A 15,274-nucleotide genomic window follows, 5' to 3' on the forward strand; every position below is an offset into this window, starting at 1 on the left:
GGTACTTTTTTGCGTCTTTAGCGCCTCAAATGCCTTTCCCCAAAGCTTTGGGTATCGTATTCTTAAAAGGTGCGCTCAACCAATCGGGAGGCTGGTCATGCAAGCGCTTAGGCTGATAGGTGTCTCGATGCTGGCTGTGCTGGCTTGTCAAGCGCAGCCAGCGCCGGAGTCGGCAGTGGCATTTGTCGGTGTGAACGTGCTGCCGATGGATCGGGATACGGTGCTGGTTAACCAGACGGTACTCGTTCGTGGTACGCGAATCGTTGCGGTGGGTCCTGCCGAGGCTATAACGATTCCCGACGGGGCGCAGCGCATTGAGGCTGCGGGTCGCTACCTGATGCCAGGCATGGCTGAGATGCATGGACATGTGCCTGGGGGTAACGCTTCGCCGCAGTACATCGAGGATGTGCTGTGGCTCTACGTGGCCAATGGCATTACCACAGTGCGGGGTATGCTGGGGGATCCTGCGCAACTAGTGCTTCGGGAGCGGATTCATCGTGGTGAGCTTGTGGGACCTACGCTTTACCTGGCGGGTCCTCCTTTTAGCGGCGGCTCGGTCACCTCGCCTGAGCAGGCCGTCGAAAGGGTACGCCAGCAAAAAGCAGAAGGGTGGGATTTGCTGAAAGTATTGCCTGGGCTGAGCCGGGAAGTCTACGATGCCATGGCACGCACGGCCCATGAAGTAGGGATCCGCTTTGCCGGTCACGTGCCCGAAAGCGTCGGGCTTCGGCATGCCTTGGAGATGGGGCAAGAGACGTTCGATCACTTGGATGGCTTTATAGCCTACCTGGATGCCTTCGACAAGCCTATCGACGAAGCCCGCCTGGCCGAAGTTGTCCGGCTCACCCGTGAAGCGCAGGCTTGGGTGGTGCCCACGATGGCGCTGTGGGAAGTGCTTATGGGCGTTCTGGATCTGGAGACGGTTCAGGGGTATGAAGAACTACGCTATATGCCGGCGGAGATTGTCGACCAGTGGGTAGAGGCTCACCAGCGCCGCTTGACCAATCCGCAGCTTAACCGCGAAGCAGCGCGGCAGCATATTGCTAACCGTATGCGGCTGCTCAAGGCATTGGCCGACGGTGGGGTTGGGATTTTGTTTGGCACAGATTCGCCGCAACAGTTCAGCGTGCCAGGTTTTTCAACATATCGAGAAATAGAGCGCATGCAAGCTGCTGGCCTGAGGCCTTACGAGATTTTGCGCTCGGCTACGTATAACGTTGGACGTTACTTCCAGCGGCAGGACAGCTTTGGGGCTGTGGCTATCGGGCACCGGGCCGATTTGATCTTGCTGGAGGGGAATCCGCTGGAGGATTTAGGCCATCTGCGGCGCCGGCTGGGGGTGATGCTGCGCGGTCGCTGGTTTCCAGCAGATCAACTCCAGGCAAGGTTAGAAGCAATTGCTGCCCGGTATGCCCGGTGAGTGATGTCAACGCCAGCAGCGCTAGCGCTGCTCTGTAAAAAGCCCCCAGAGGGGGCTTTTTTTTATGGAACCGAAAGTCCTACTTTAAAAGTATCTGGGCCTGGTTTTTGTTGGTGCTGCTATTAAGCAATCTTGGTGCACTGGTCAGAGATGAATCCTACCGACACTTCAGAGCGCGCTGCAGCCGGTTCGTCTGCTTCCCCACCGCCGGGTTGGGTACCGTACTATGCTTCTGCAGAAGCGGATGAAATTTCCCTTTTGGATTTGGGTGTGGCCATTGCCCGTCAACGGCGCGTGATCGTAGTCAGCGTGCTGGCTGCGCTGGTGCTGGGTGTAGTAGTGGCCCTGCTTATGCCAAGGTCCTACGTGGCCGAGGCCAAGCTAGCTCCTAGCACGTCGCCAAGTAGTAGCGGTGCCCTTTCGGCATTGCGCTCGTTTGGATTGTCGATAGGAGGTGAGGAGGTTGTTAGTCCTAGCGTCTATCCCGACATTGTTCAGAGTCCGGATTTTTTGCTGGCGTTGGCGCGCGACACGTTCTACATTGCCGAAGAAGGCCGGCGCATGACGCTAGTGGAATACTACGGGAAGGAATCCTGGTTGGCTTACCTTAATCCGCTACGCTGGTTGCGGGGTAGCGCTAGAGCACCTGTGCAAGACCTGTACTCGGGTGTGATTGTTCTGCCCACCGAGGAGGAATATGCGGCGATTCGGGAGCTTCGTAGCGTTCTTAGCGCTTCCCAGAAAACAGGAGGGGGGTTGCTGCGGGATATGCCGGGAGTGATTGTGTTGCGTGCTGAAAGCAAGGACCCTTACCTTTCGGCTGCATTGGTGGAGCGGGCTATTTGGCATTTGCAGGCTGCGGTCAACCGGATTAAGACGGAGAAGGCGCGGCAGGATTTGCGTTTTTTGGAGCAGAAGTTTGCCCAAGTAGAAGCTGAGCTGCGGCAGGCTGAAAACGAGCTCGCGCGCTTTTTGGATGCCAACCGCAATCCGCAAACAGCCCAGCTGCGGGCCGAGATGGAGCGGTTGCAACGGCAGTTGAGCTTTAAGGAGCAGCTTTACCGAGAGCTGCAGATTCAGAAGACGCAAGCCGAGATTCAAGTGCAAAAAGAAGCTCCGGTGTTGAGTATTGTGCAGCCGCCCGTGCCTCCCAATGAGCCTTCGGGGATGAGTCGTAAAGTAATTGTATTTTTGTTTTTGTTCTTGGGAGTATTTTTGGGCTTGGGCTTAGCCCTAGTGCGGCACTGGCTGTCGCGTGCGCCTGCAGACCGCGAGGCGCAGCAGAAGGTTGAGGAAGTGCAGGCGCTGTTTAAGCCCTCAACCTGGTGGGGAGAGTTTAAGGCCCTATGGCAGCGGTCGTAGTTGCCAGCCGGGTTACATCAAACCTTCAAAAGAATCTAGGGCTAGGGGATATAATTTTGGAGCTGAATTTGTGCAAATCGCAGCGCTGAAAGCGCGGTAGCGGACAGAGGCCAATAAAATGGGTTCAGGTTCTCCAGAGATATTTTCTGAAATCACCTCGCCTCCTGATCAGAATGGCAAGGCAGCGCCTTCACGTCTTGTTTCTGTTTTCGGTTGGGCCCGCAAGGGATTTTGGGCGGTGCTGGATCAGGGTCTTTTTGCCGGTAGCAACTTCCTGGCTAGCGTGCTTCTGGCGCGGTGGCTGGAGCCTGCTAGCTACGGCGCTTTTTCTGTGGCGTTCTCCATTTTTCTCCTGCTCGGCACCCTGCACACCGCCCTGTGGACCGAGCCCATGCTGGTGTATGGCTCAGGCAAGTTTCGGGAAGCCTTTTTGGGGTATCAACGGGTACTTATCGGCTACCATTGGCGCTTCGGGGTTTTCGCAGGAGTAGCTTTTGCCCTTGCTTCGGCGGGTTCTTGGGCTGGGGGGCAACGCGAGATGGCCCTGAGCCTCCTGGGCTTGGCGTTTGCTGCGCCCATGGTCCTTTACCTGTGGCTTGTTCGGCGAGGAGCCTATGCCCTTCTGGAGCCCAGGGTGGCAGTTTACGGTGGTGCTTTTTATTTAGCGTTGTACCTGGGGGCTGCGTGGGTTCTTCTAAAGGTGGGCTTATTGAATGAAGCTACTGCGTTATTGAGCATGGCGGCGGCAGCTTTTTTGGCGGCGGAGGTGGTGCGTTTCAGACCAAGGGTTGGCTCTACCCATCCGGTAGAGCCAGGCCAGGTTCGGTCTCTCCACTGGAACTACAGCCGCTGGGCTCTCTTGGCTGGAGGTCTTTCCTGGGTGCCAGGAAACATTTACTACCTGGCCCTGCCTGCTTTCCACGGTCTGGAGGCAGCTGCGCAGCTAAAAGCCTTGATGAACCTTCTTATGCCCATTCTGCACTTTAACGGAGCGTTGGCCCAGCGCCCTAGTACCTGGGATGGTGCGGGCTCGGGCAATGGGTGGTCTTGGGCACTTTATCAAAACCAGCCTGGTAGCTTCCCTGGGCTTTACCTTGGTGTACTTTGTACTCCTATTGGGATTAGGCGGGGATTTAATGCGCTGGCTTTATGGGGAGAGGTACCTTCAAGCCTCGGTTTGGCTTCCCTGGCTTAGTTTCCTGCCGATGCTTACTGCTGTCACCTCGATGGCGGGTTCCGTGCCCCGAGCATTGGAGCGGCCACAAGCGGTGGCCACGGTTTATGCGATGCTGGCAGGCTTTTCGGCCACAGTGGGGATAGCCCTTGTGTGGATCCACGGCCTCAGGGGGGCTGTTGAGGCTCTTTTACTGGTGAACGTTTTTAGTGCATTCGCCTTCTGGTTAGCCAAAGGAAGGAATTGTGAGTATGCGCATCGCGCACGTGCTGCTCGGCCGCTGCAACCCCGATAGCGCTAACGGGGTGGACAAGACCGTCTACCCATTGGCCCGCCACCAGGCGCTCTTGGAGGTGTGGGATGAGATCAAGGCCTACATTCAAGCACAGACAGGCCGGTCCCCCAAAGCTCTGACCCACCACGACCAAGGGCGAGCAAGGGAACGCAACCTGATGGCTGACCCCGAGCCGCGAGTGGGTAGCGTGGTTGCTCCTTGTAGATGGATAACGGGTTTCCGGAACATGTTCCCTACGGGAAGCAGCCAGCCTGAGAGGCCGCAGGAGAACGCGGTGGTGAAGTCTCTATTCAAGGCAAGGGGAGAACCGGATTTTCTTGGGGTGCGCGGTGATTACAGAAGATTAAGTGGGGTGATAGCGGTATGGATTTTCTGAATAATCTGCAGTACTGCGTTCTCCACGGCTGGCATGGGCTGCCCGAGTATCTTCCCTCGGACTTGGACATCGTTGTGGCTCCGGAGTACCTGCCGGGGCTCGAAGAGAACCTGCTTTATACTCCAGGAGCTAAGTTGGTGAATCTGCTGCAACACGAGAGCACTTGTTACTACTTCATTGTCGCGTCGGAGACGAGTGAAGGGATGCGCTTTATACCGGTGGATGCGGCGACGGATTACCGAAGGGATGGGAGGATTTGGTTTACTGCGGAGGAACTCCTTGAAGGTAGGCGGGCATGGAATGGCTTCTGGGTGGCAGCACTGGAGGTGGAGTTCAAGTATCTGCTGGTGAAGAAGATTCTGAAGCAGGGAGTGCCCGAACATGCCCAGGCACGTCTTCAAGAACTCGCTGGTCTCTTAGGCTCGCTGGCGGATCAGGAGGCGCAGCGTCTTTTGGGTCGTCAATGGGGGAGTAAAGTCATCGGCTGGATTCGGGATGGAAAGTGGTCGGAGATAGAGGCTCATCTGCCAAAGCTGAAGCAGGTTCTTAAGTGGGAAAAGTTGAGGCGGGAACCCCTCAATGCGTTCCGTTACTGGCTCCCCGAACTCGCCCGCGTTTGGCGGCGGTGGCGACAACCTACCGGGCTCTTTGTAGCCGTGCTGGGGCCTGACGGGGCAGGGAAGAGTACGCTCATCGAGGGTCTCCTCAAGGAAGTGGCGGGAGCGTTCCGTCGGACAGCGCGGTTTCATCTGATGCCTGCGTTGCTGCGGAAACAAGGTGACGGCGGTCCTGTCACCGATCCACATGGCAAACCGCCACGCTCCTGGTTTGGCTCACTGCTCAAGCTGGCCTATTACTGGCTGGACTACACCTTGGGCTACTGGCTTAAGATTCGGCCCTTATTGGTTCGCTCTACCTTGGTACTTTTTGACCGCTACTACGATGACCTGCTCATCGATCCCAGGCGTTACCGCTACGGCGGTCCGGTATGGCTTGCTCGGCTTTTGGGGCACTTCATTCCGAGACCGGACCTCTTCATCGTCCTGGACCTCCCCGCTGAAGTAGCGCACGCCCGTAAGCCGGAGGTATCCATTGAGGAAGCCCAGCGCCTCAGGCAGAGGTACCTGGAGTTTGCGCGATCGCAGCCCAATGCATATGTCCTGGACGCAAGCCATTCTCCTGCGGAGGTGGTGGCGGAGGCACAGCGGCTTATTCTGGAATACTTGGCTGCCCGCACGGCAAAAAGGCTTAAAGGTATCCGATGATGGACGGGCTTGCGTTCTTTCCGGAAGATACGCCTGTTGTCGCTCTGCCCAATTGGAATGCACCGCGCTTGTACGTGGCTGCTTGGAATCTGGTTCAACGTTGGTCTGCCAGCGCTTTGTTTCCTGCCTTTCGCAGGGTGGCTCGGTTCCGGAGAATGCTTTTGCGCCTCCAGGGTACGTTCGTTCCTTCGGTGCGGAGGGCCCGTGCCGGATGGATTTTGGAGAAATTTTTGCAAATGGCTAGCCATCCTGACCTGGTGCCGTGGGCGGTCCTCGTGGGTACGCCGGGTCCTACGCAAAAACTCACGGTGCAGCTCCGTGGGAGGGAGGGTGAAGTAGTAGCCTATCTGAAATATGGCGAAACAGAATTTGCTAAAAAGCGCTTAGCAAATGAGTGGAAGGTACTGCAAGGCCTGCCGCCGGGCTTTTCTCCGAGGCCGATAGCCTTTGGGCCTATCGGACCGGGAGTAGGGATACTGGTCTCGGCCTTGCCGGGCATTCCGTTGGTCGCTAATCCAGTTCCCCCAGCGATGGTGAGGGCTTACCTCCACGCTATCCAGGACATGCCGGGTTTGCAGGTGGAGGTGGACGAACACCCATGGGTGCAAGCTTTGGTCAAGGCCAATCCTGCATTGGAGATCGCAGTTGCGAATCTTGCTAAGAGATCCTGGAAGGTTGTTCCCTACCACGGAGATTTTGCGCCATGGAACCTGGTGCAAAGCAAAGGCAAGGTGATGGCCTGTGACTGGGAATATGGCGAACTGCAGGGTTTTCCTGCAGCGGATCTGGTCTACTATGTTTTGCAAACAGGGGTGCTTCTGAAGCGATGGAGTCCAGAGCGGGCTGTGCAGCATGCCATACGGGTTCTATCAGATGGAACGTGGCCGGGTTTGAGTCCTTTAGAAGCGGGGGCACTGGTCCGCTTAGTGGCCTATGATGCCTACACGAAAGCGCTTGAGGATGGGCATTCTCCAGAGACTCCGCTTCAGCGATGGAGGAAATACGTATGGGAAAGTCGGTGGCGCGCCGTTTAAAGATTCTTGTGAGTGCCTACGCCTGCGAGCCTGGCAGGGGTTCCGAGCCCGGAGTGGGCTGGAACTTGGCCCGCCACCTGGCCGAGCACCACGAGGTCTGGGTTCTCACCCGGGCCAACAATCGCCCAGCCATTGAGGCGGAATTGGCGCAAAGACCTGTTCCGAACCTCCACTTCGTCTACCACGATCTGCCTCCATGGGCCCGGTTCTGGAAACGTGGGCAGCGGGGTGTGCAGCTGTACTATTACCTGTGGCAACTCACAGCCATCTCCGTGGTACGGCGGTTGCACCGAGAGGTGGGCTTTGACGTAGCCCACCATGTTACCTTTGTGAAGTACTGGGCACCGAGTGCCTTGGCCTTCCTGGACGGGGTGCCTTTCGTATGGGGCCCGGTGGGTGGGGGGGAGTCCGCGCCTCTGGCTTTCTGGCGTACTTTTGGGTTGAGGGGTATTGCTTACGAGGTTGCTCGCACAGCGGCCCGTTTCCTAGCCGAATGGGACCCCCTGGTTCGCTTCACCGCCCGCCGGGCGAGCCGAGCCCTGGCCACCACGCCAGAGACCAGGGCTCGGCTCAAGCGCCTGGGAGTGAAGCATGTGGAGGTCCTGAGCGAGGCAGCCTTACCGGAGGAAGAGATGGAGGTGCTTGGGCGCATTCCACCCCCGCCACCAGGGCCTGTGCGCTTTCTCAGCATTGGGCGTCTGTTGCACTGGAAGGGGGTTTACCTGGGCCTGGAAGCCTTTGCCCGAAGTGAGCTCAAGGAGGCAGAGTATTGGATCGTAGGGGACGGCCCTGAGCGAAGGCGCCTCGAAGCTCTTGCCCGAAAGCTGGGTGTGGCGGACCGGGTGCGCTTCTTCGGACGGCTTCCCCGGCCGCAGGTGCTGGAACTCCTTTCCCAGGTGCACGTCCTTGTCCATCCCAGCCTGCATGACTCTGGTGGTTGGGTGTGCCTAGAGGCCATGGCGGCGGGTAGACCGGTGATTTGCCTGGACTTGGGCGGGCCCGCAGTGCAGGTGGCGGAAGAAACGGGTTTTAAGATTCCGGCCCGCAGGTCGGAGCAGGCGGTTGAAGAGATGGCGGAGACGATGTGGAGACTAGCAAAAGATTCTGACCTGCACCGCGCAAAGGGCGAAGCAGCCCGCCGGAGAGTGCAGGAGGTTTTCAAATGGAGGCAGCGAGCCTCTCAAATCGCTAAATTGTACCTATCTCATTTTGGGGAAAGTGATTAAGGAAAGTAAATCAATGGGAACACATCTGCACTATACTCACAGGGAAGGGTTGGGTGCTCAGAGCCTTTCGAGAAGGCTAGGTATCTTTTCTATCTCGGGAATCACACTGAAATCCTTAGCGTTGGTCTTCTCCTTAGTGTTATTAGGTTCTGTCGTGTATTCGAGAGAATTCCCAGGCCCGGACGGTACCGCTTCTCTTATTTACTCGCATTTGGCATTTGGCTTTCGGTGGATTGATGTTGTTTTGCTTATTTCGTCCAGCTTTGCTTTGCTAATTCACATGTCCAGGGGAAGGCTAAGAGTTTGGGGGGCTATTCGTAAGTGGATACTTGCGCCTATATTTTGGTTCTGGGTATCTGTCTCTATTGCCATGCTCTACGGTTTCACTCTCGGTGGTGAAAATATGTTCTATGAGTGGAGGGCGATCGCTTTAGGATTGCTTATGGGAAGTGTCTTTCGAATCTTCTTAAGCTCAGGACACTTTTATAGAGTAGCTTATAGCATTTTTATATTGATTTCACTTCACTCTCTTTTACTCCTTGGTAGGTGGGCGTGGTTTGGAGGGGTTCCTCCTTTTAATGGGCCAACGTTCGATGGTCCAACCCTGAGCAACGCTGTTGCAGGAGTCAGTCTGGGAGTGGCTATATTCTTAGGCAAGCGCAACCAAAAGCGATTGTGGAGACTCACAATTCCGTTTCTTATTGCAAGTAATGCAGCTCTTGTATTGCTTGCGTGGCGTCGTACCTATTGGATGGAGCTATTGATAACCATCGGAGTATTAACTATTTTATATAATCGTAATAGACTTCGGATTATTGGGTTTGCAACAATAAGTGTAGTGGTCATACTACTCACCTTTCCTAAGGAGGCGATCTGGGCCCGTGTAATGAGTGCGGTTAACCTATTCGACGAAACAAATCCTTACTCAAGCACAAACATTGGACACGTGGAGGATGTGTTGGACGCCATGCTTCAGATTCAGCGATCACCTATCCTCGGTATAGGACTTGGTACCACTTATGAAACTATCTATACCCGATGGAAAACGGAATCATGGGGTGTTCATAACGGTCCGCTTCACGTGTGGCTGCGGTTCGGTCTATTGGGGCTATTAGCCTACTTGTGGTTCCATTGGAGGGTAATCAGTTTCCTGTGGTCTCACAGGCAATTGGTCTTGACGCGAGGGTTACTAGCATACTGGCTTGGTATTTTTATTCCGACGCTATTTTTTAGCCCGTGGCCCTATGGTGCTCTCCAGAATACTCTGTTACTAGGTGTGCTTTTTGCGTTAGTGGATGTAGAAGTGACGTATTGGAGACGAATAATATGAATGTAATCCACATAATTCCTAAGTTCACGAAATCCATTTGGGGAGGAGCAGAGAGTATTATCGTAGATCTCGTCAGGAATTATCCCTCGGAGGTCAAAGGTGAGGTATGGACGTGTAGAACGCCGCACGATGCAGGAAGCGAAGTGGTTGACGGTATACGGGTGAAGCGTTATCCTGCGCTGTACCTATTTGGAAAGCATATGATCGGTCTGGGCAAGTCGGGGATACCGCCAGAGCTCCTAATGGACCTACTACGTCTGAGCCAAAGGCGAGAACCGGTCCTCTTGCACCTTCACGTGCATAACATCTTGTCTGGCTTAAGTCTTATCAGTGCAAGATTGAAGGGAATAAAGACTGTACTGACTTTACACAGCCGAGTAACTCATCTTAAACCAACCTGGCGGTACTTTCTGTCAAACATATTCCCAATAAAGGGCGCGACTCGAGTTGTAGCCGTGAGTGAAGTGGTAGCGAGGGAAGCAAGAGAAGTAACAGGTCGGCAAGACATAGAGGTAATACCGAATGGGATCGACTTGGACTGGCTCAGACAAGGCGATCGGAAGAGAGGCCGTGAATTTCTCCGGGTACATCAAAATATGGAGGCAAAGATCCTCCTTTTTGTTGGGCGCCTAGCGCGCGTAAAGAACCTTGAAGCTCTACTGAAAGCATTCGCTATTCTAATAAAATCCATGGAGGGGATGTGTCGTCTCGTGCTGGTAGGACCTGAAGCCGAAGTTGGTTATAAAGATGCCCTTCAAGAGACTTCATTGCGCTTGGGAGTGGCAGATCATGTGATCTTTGTGGGAGCTGTGCCGCATAGGTCCACGCTTCTAGCCGACCTTTATGCAGCCTCAGATGTCGTAGCGATACCCTCAAGATACGAGGCGCAGCCTGTTTCGATACTAGAAGCGTGGGGTGCCGGGCGCGCAGTAGTAGTCGCGGATGTAGGTGGTGCGGGGGCGATGGTGCGGGAGTGGGGTGCTGGTTTCCTTTGGTCGCCGGGTGGGGACTCTAGAGATTTGGCCCAGATACTCTGCCAGGCACTGACGGACTGGTCTACAGAGATGGAAGAGAAGATCAGGCGGGCACGGGAATACTATAGCGCCCAAAGGATGGTAAAGGATTATGTGGCCCTCTATCAGGCAGTTGTGGGCGACTGAAGGACCTATGGGTGCAGAAGAATCCTCTGTACGAGCCCGTTGGCTTGGTCAAATTCCTGCATACATCCTATCCCATGGTGTCGCCTTTCTTACGGGGTTGGTGAGTATAGCTATTTTGCCTCGCATTCTAGGGCCTGAGCAATACGGAGCCTACGCCCTGATTATGGCCACGGCTAATATGGCAGCTTCCCTGTTTGGGGAGTGGCTGGTTCCTTCTGGCATTCGCCTATCTTCCGAAGTCCCACACGGGTTCATTTGGAATACCCTGGGTTGGATGGCCGTTTTCTCAAGTATCCTTGGGGGCGTAGCGGTGGGTGCCTTGCTCAGCGGCCAGCAGCTGTCCCCGCACGTGGGTCTCTGGGCCTCCTTGTTTGCAGTGGCTATGATCTTATCCAAAGCGAGCATGGCATACATTCGCACGACTCTTGACCGACGGCTCATCGCGGGATACACCTTCGTTAGTAGCTTGGGTTCGCTCCTTTTAAGTCTTTCTCTTTTCTTAGTCGGTAGGCATTTGACCTGGCTGATTGTTGGCTTAAGCATCGCTCCATGGTCCTTATTCCTCATTTACAGCTTTAAATTCAGGTGGTTTCTAACGCAGCCCAGACTAGACCTTGTGCAGAGTGTTTTGCGTTTTGGACTACCTATTGCGATCACTTCCATTGGAGGTCAGATTCTCCAAGTCGCAGACCGTTACATGCTCGCGCTTTTTAAGACCCATGCAGATGTGGGAATTTACAACGCTACCTACAATCTTTCCGATAAGTTCTTGGGACTCTGCTTTTCTGTACTGTTCTCAAGTATGTATCCTGTTGCATCACATGCATGGGCGCGGGGGAATCGAGCAGATGCTGAAAGCTTACTCGTAAACCTTTTCAGATTCATGACGATAGTCGCAGGAGCTTTTGCCTGGTTTCAGGCGGCGTCAGGTGTTTCTTTCATTAGGCTGTTGGCTGGCGAAGCGTTTCGCCCGCCTTCATTGGTGCCGGTCCTCGTGGCCCTGGGAAGTTGGATTTGGTTCACGGGTATTCTCCAACATCAGCCCCTTGAGTGGGATAAACGCACTCTTTGGGTGACAGCAATGACCCTTTTTACTGCCATTTTGAACTTGGCTTTGAACTGGATTCTAATACCTTCATTGGGGGTGATTGGAGCTGCAATAGCAACTTTAGTCTCGTATTCAGCTTATTTGTTAGTATGTACATTTGTTACAAAGCATTATGGATATTACGCACGTGTGTGGGAGGTTTGGGTTATTTTAGGAACCAGTCTTGGTGCGTTCCTCCTATGGTATCGATTTCAAGGGAACGCGGGCCTTTTGCAGGGCACGCTGGCTGCTTTGGTTTATGTTGGTTTAGGTCTTGGCTCCAGGTTACTTCTTAAAATCAAGAAGGGAGCTCAATAATGAGAGTCCTTATGCTAACTGACTTTCCCTCCACACTGTTGCGGAGTGCCGAGGGCGAGGAATTATGGAGGAAGCACTTCTTACCTACCCCTGTGTTGAACCTGCTAGAAAGCCTTTCTCGCATTTCTGAGTTGGAGGTTTCAGTGCTATCCTTCAGCCGTAGTGGAACTGCAGCTGGGACGCTGTGGGGACGTATCCATGTGGAGATGCTTCAGGTTCCAAGGGGAAGTGGGCTCAGTACGCTTTACCTTCTTCGTAGGCCGTCAGTTCTAAGGGCGGTGGAACGCCTTCGCCCGGATATCGTGCATGGCCAGGGGATCGAAGCTGGATATGCTTGGTTAGCTACGCTTCAACCATGTCCGCACCTTCTGACTTTCCATGGCGTCTACGGTGTAACAGCATATCTGAAACCTCGAGGCATATGGCAGCATCTTGGGCACGTACTCCAGCGCGTGACGCTGCGAAGGGCACGGCACATAGTTGCGATTTCTCATTACTTGGAGGACTGGTTTCGTCAAAGCACGCGGGCAAGTGTCTACTTTATTCCGAATGCGGTTAACAATCGTTTTTATCAGGTAAAGTCTACCGGAAAGGCTGAGTTTGACCTACTTTACGTGGGGCGTATCACGGAGTCTAAGGGACTTCTGGAGGCAATTAAGGTAGTAGCCAGGTTGGAAAAGAAAGGGGGAAGGGGATTGAAGATGGCTGTGGTGGGAAGAGCGAGTGATATGGGAGGCGAAGATTACCTGAAGCGGTGTCGCCAGCAGGCAGAGGCACTGGAGCGCTCAAAGGTGTTTTTTTTAGGAGCCGTACCTAATGATAAATTACCCGAGATACTTTCTGTATCAAAACTGCTGGTTCTTCCAAGTCAAGGAGAAAACTTTAGCATGGTGGCTGCCGAGGCGAGTGCGGCGGGGGTGCCAGTGGTTGCTTATCGCGTGGGCGGTTTGCCTACCGTAGTGGAACACGGTGAAACTGGTCTTCTGGTGCCTCCAGGCGATATTCAGTCCTTGAGCAGTGCTGTAGAAGAACTGATCGGGGATGAGAGGCTGCGCCTGCGTTTCGCTAGAGCTACCAGGGAACGAGCGATGAGTTGGCACCAGGATACGGTGGCGCGACGCACTGCCGAGCTTTATGGTAAGATTATTGCTAAGGAGACGTCATGGCGTTAATTAGTGTGCTCACACCGAGCCTGAACTATGGTCGATTCCTGGAAGATGCTATTTTGAGTGTCCGGTTCCAGGAGGGAGTGGACGTCGAGCATGTTGTTCAGGACGGGGGCTCGACGGATGGCACCCAAGAATTGCTGAAGAGGTATTCATGGGTGCAGTGGGATAGCAGTCCTGATAAAGGACAGTCAGACGCGCTCAACAAAGCCTTGCGACGTGCGCGGGGCGATTGGATCGCGTGGTTAAATGCGGACGAGTTTTTTCTCCCTGGCGCGCTTTCTCATTTACTGAGCCAAGCTATAGCTTCAGGCGCAGACGTGGTTTACGGAGATTGCCTCTTTGTCGATGAAAAGGGACAGTTCTTGAGGTTGCGTACTGCACATACCTTTAGTCAATTCGTGCTGTGGCATTACGGGCCGTTTATTCCCTCCTGCGCTGTTTTAATAAGGAGAGAGTTGCTTGGGATAGATCCATGGCACGTTGATGTTGACCGCGTCATGGATTGGCAGCTTTACTTGGACCTTGCCCTGAAAAAAGCCAAGTTTGTGTGGACACCATGTCCAATAGGCGTTTTCAGGGTACACGCTGCGCAGATTACTGCTCAAGACTGGAGGCGTTTTGCTCGTTCTTACCGCCTTTTGACAGAGCGTTACAGAGCGAGGCCAAGTCGGTTGCACTTTGAGTATGGGCGGCTTTGGCACCGCATCTTGAAGTTGAAGGATGGATGCTATCTGAGTGAGTTCCGCGCGCTGAACTTTCGTGGTCGAAGCTTCCGTTGGTTTAAGGGAGAACAACAGGCAAGCAATTTCTTGGAGTTTCTCAGAGCGTGCTACGGGTCCGAAAAAGAGGCTTAAGGGTGGGAGTCCAGGAGGTCTGCGGCATAAGGCGAATACTCGTCCTCCACAACCGCTACCAGCAGCCTGGCGGTGAGGACGCGGTCTTTGAGGCCGAGAAAGCTCTGCTGGAAAGTAAAGGACACGAAGTCATTCCCTGCGCACTCCATAACCGAGCCTTAGAAAGCATGCCCCGTAGGCGTCAGGCAGCGGTGACGGTTTGGAATGGAGAGGCCTACCAAAACTTCCGGGCGCTCATCCGAGAAAAGCGTCCCCAAGTAGTACATATCCATAATACTTTCCCCTTGGCTTCCCCTGCGGTCATTCATGCTGCCAAAGCCGAAAAGCTCCCCGTAGTCATGACCCTTCACAACTACCGCCTTCTCTGTGTAAACGCTCTCTTCTTTCGCCAGGGGCGGGTGTGTGAGGACTGCCTTGGGCACCTACCCTGGCGGGGGGTGGTGCACGGGTGCTATCGGGATAGCCGCGCAGCCAGTGCGGTGGTGGCGGGCATGTTGACTTTCCACCGATTGCTGGGCACCTGGGACATGGTGGATCGCTACATCGTCCTTACAGAGTTCTCGCGACAGAAGTTCATTCGGGCTGGATTCCCACCGGAGAAGCTGGTAGTGAAGCCTAACTTTGTTCACCCAGACCCTGGAGTAGGTGCCGGGAAGGGCGGGTATGCCCTCTTCGTGGGGCGGCTTTCGCCGGAGAAGGGGGTGGGAACCCTCCTAAAGGCCTGGGAAAGCTTGGGAGGAAGGGTGCCCCTTAAAATCGTGGGCGATGGCCCCTTAGCCCAGGAGGTGAGCCTGACAACCCAAAGGATACAGGGGGTGGAATGGCTGGGGCGCAAAGACCTGGAGGAAGTCTACGCCCTGATGGGGGATGCGGCCTTTTTGGTTTTCCCCTCGGAGTGGTACGAGGGGTTCCCTAGGGTGATAGCCGAGGCCTTCGCGAAAGGGTTGCCGATCTTGGTGACAGCCGTTGGCTCCCAGGGTAGCATCATTGACGATGGCCGTACCGGCCTCCTCTTCTGCCCTGGCGATCCCGAGGACCTGGCCGCCAAGGTGGAATGGCTTCTGGCCCATCCTAGGGACCTTGCCCGCATGCGGCAGGAGGCCCGGGCGGAGTACGAGGCCAAGTATACGGCGGAGCGGAACTATCAGATGCTCATGGAGATCTACCAGCAGGCGATTGATAACCATCGCAAGGGCAGATAGGG

At 54.8% G+C, this 15,274-nt stretch carries 13 protein-coding genes; all 13 read left to right on the plus strand.

The genetic code is table 11. The features are described from left to right. The first annotated feature begins 97 nt into the window (after positions 1-97). The 13 genes from J8E65_RS11910 to J8E65_RS11965 all read left to right on the plus strand — a co-directional run bounded on the left by J8E65_RS11910 (position 98) and on the right by J8E65_RS11965 (position 15,272). The gene (locus J8E65_RS11910; protein WP_210376371.1) at positions 98-1,420 is read left to right on the plus strand and encodes an amidohydrolase family protein; all 1,323 of its coding nucleotides are present in this window, start codon (positions 98-100) and stop codon (positions 1,418-1,420) included. A 135-nt stretch (positions 1,421-1,555) separates the two neighbouring features. Next, complete coding sequence (locus J8E65_RS11915; protein WP_341481767.1) at positions 1,556-2,782, plus strand: GNVR domain-containing protein; 1,227 nt, start codon at positions 1,556-1,558, stop codon at positions 2,780-2,782. Positions 2,783-2,900: 118 nt separating this feature from the next. Continuing rightward, positions 2,901-3,977: an MATE family efflux transporter gene (locus J8E65_RS11920; protein ID WP_210376373.1), complete on the plus strand. Its 1,077-nt coding sequence runs from the start codon at positions 2,901-2,903 to the stop codon at positions 3,975-3,977. 230 nt (positions 3,978-4,207) lie between these two features. Continuing rightward, entirely contained in the window at positions 4,208-4,627 is a 420-nt protein-coding gene (locus tag J8E65_RS11925; protein ID WP_210376375.1) for a hypothetical protein, read from the plus strand. After that, positions 4,615-5,892 carry a dTMP kinase gene (locus tag J8E65_RS11930; RefSeq protein WP_210376377.1) on the plus strand — a complete coding sequence of 426 codons (1,278 nt, stop codon included), beginning with the start codon at positions 4,615-4,617 and terminating at the stop codon, positions 5,890-5,892. Before J8E65_RS11925 ends, J8E65_RS11930 begins: the two co-directional genes overlap by 13 nt. Next, positions 5,889-6,926, plus strand: coding sequence for a hypothetical protein (locus J8E65_RS11935; RefSeq protein WP_210376379.1), 1,038 nt, complete (start codon positions 5,889-5,891; stop codon positions 6,924-6,926). Before J8E65_RS11930 ends, J8E65_RS11935 begins: the two co-directional genes overlap by 4 nt. Continuing rightward, positions 6,884-8,152 carry a glycosyltransferase family 4 protein gene (locus J8E65_RS11940; RefSeq protein WP_210376381.1) on the plus strand — a complete coding sequence of 423 codons (1,269 nt, stop codon included), beginning with the start codon at positions 6,884-6,886 and terminating at the stop codon, positions 8,150-8,152. The genes J8E65_RS11935 and J8E65_RS11940 overlap by 43 nt, the downstream gene beginning before the upstream one ends. Before the next feature lie 442 nt (positions 8,153-8,594). Beyond that, positions 8,595-9,482, plus strand: a complete 888-nt coding sequence (locus J8E65_RS12735) for an O-antigen ligase family protein (RefSeq protein WP_423815917.1) — start codon at positions 8,595-8,597, stop codon at positions 9,480-9,482. Next, positions 9,479-10,642: a glycosyltransferase family 4 protein gene (locus J8E65_RS12675; RefSeq protein ID WP_210376383.1), complete on the plus strand. Its 1,164-nt coding sequence runs from the start codon at positions 9,479-9,481 to the stop codon at positions 10,640-10,642. Before J8E65_RS12735 ends, J8E65_RS12675 begins: the two co-directional genes overlap by 4 nt. Positions 10,643-10,649: 7 nt before the next feature. Next, positions 10,650-12,047 carry an oligosaccharide flippase family protein gene (locus tag J8E65_RS11950; protein ID WP_210376385.1) on the plus strand — a complete coding sequence of 466 codons (1,398 nt, stop codon included), beginning with the start codon at positions 10,650-10,652 and terminating at the stop codon, positions 12,045-12,047. A gap of 11 nt (positions 12,048-12,058) precedes the next feature. Further along, the gene (locus J8E65_RS11955; RefSeq protein ID WP_237182008.1) at positions 12,059-13,219 is read left to right on the plus strand and encodes a glycosyltransferase family 4 protein; all 1,161 of its coding nucleotides are present in this window, start codon (positions 12,059-12,061) and stop codon (positions 13,217-13,219) included. Next, positions 13,210-14,070, plus strand: coding sequence for a glycosyltransferase family 2 protein (locus J8E65_RS11960; RefSeq protein WP_210376389.1), 861 nt, complete (start codon positions 13,210-13,212; stop codon positions 14,068-14,070). The genes J8E65_RS11955 and J8E65_RS11960 overlap by 10 nt, the downstream gene beginning before the upstream one ends. Before the next feature lie 2 nt (positions 14,071-14,072). Then, positions 14,073-15,272, plus strand: coding sequence for a glycosyltransferase family 4 protein (locus J8E65_RS11965; protein WP_341481765.1), 1,200 nt, complete (start codon positions 14,073-14,075; stop codon positions 15,270-15,272). Positions 15,273-15,274 lie beyond the last annotated feature (2 nt).

The organism is Rhodothermus bifroesti, from assembly GCF_017908595.1.
GTDB classification, from domain to species: domain Bacteria; phylum Bacteroidota; class Rhodothermia; order Rhodothermales; family Rhodothermaceae; genus Rhodothermus; species Rhodothermus bifroesti.

Excerpts from the sequence above, each read along its gene's own strand:
- J8E65_RS11910 (WP_210376371.1), top strand. The coding sequence starts at position 98 with ATGCAAGCGCTTAGGCTGATAGGTGTCTCGATGCTGGCTGTGCTGGCT.
- J8E65_RS11920 (WP_210376373.1), top strand. The coding sequence starts at position 2,901 with ATGGGTTCAGGTTCTCCAGAGATATTTTCTGAAATCACCTCGCCTCCT.
- J8E65_RS11925 (WP_210376375.1), top strand. The coding sequence starts at position 4,208 with ATGCGCATCGCGCACGTGCTGCTCGGCCGCTGCAACCCCGATAGCGCT.
- J8E65_RS11930 (WP_210376377.1), top strand. The coding sequence starts at position 4,615 with ATGGATTTTCTGAATAATCTGCAGTACTGCGTTCTCCACGGCTGGCAT.
- J8E65_RS11935 (WP_210376379.1), top strand. The coding sequence starts at position 5,889 with ATGATGGACGGGCTTGCGTTCTTTCCGGAAGATACGCCTGTTGTCGCT.
- J8E65_RS11940 (WP_210376381.1), top strand. The coding sequence starts at position 6,884 with ATGGAGGAAATACGTATGGGAAAGTCGGTGGCGCGCCGTTTAAAGATT.
- J8E65_RS12735 (WP_423815917.1), top strand. The coding sequence starts at position 8,595 with ATGGGAAGTGTCTTTCGAATCTTCTTAAGCTCAGGACACTTTTATAGA.
- J8E65_RS12675 (WP_210376383.1), top strand. The coding sequence starts at position 9,479 with ATGAATGTAATCCACATAATTCCTAAGTTCACGAAATCCATTTGGGGA.
- J8E65_RS11950 (WP_210376385.1), top strand. The coding sequence starts at position 10,650 with ATGGGTGCAGAAGAATCCTCTGTACGAGCCCGTTGGCTTGGTCAAATT.
- J8E65_RS11955 (WP_237182008.1), top strand. The coding sequence starts at position 12,059 with ATGCTAACTGACTTTCCCTCCACACTGTTGCGGAGTGCCGAGGGCGAG.
- J8E65_RS11960 (WP_210376389.1), top strand. The coding sequence starts at position 13,210 with ATGGCGTTAATTAGTGTGCTCACACCGAGCCTGAACTATGGTCGATTC.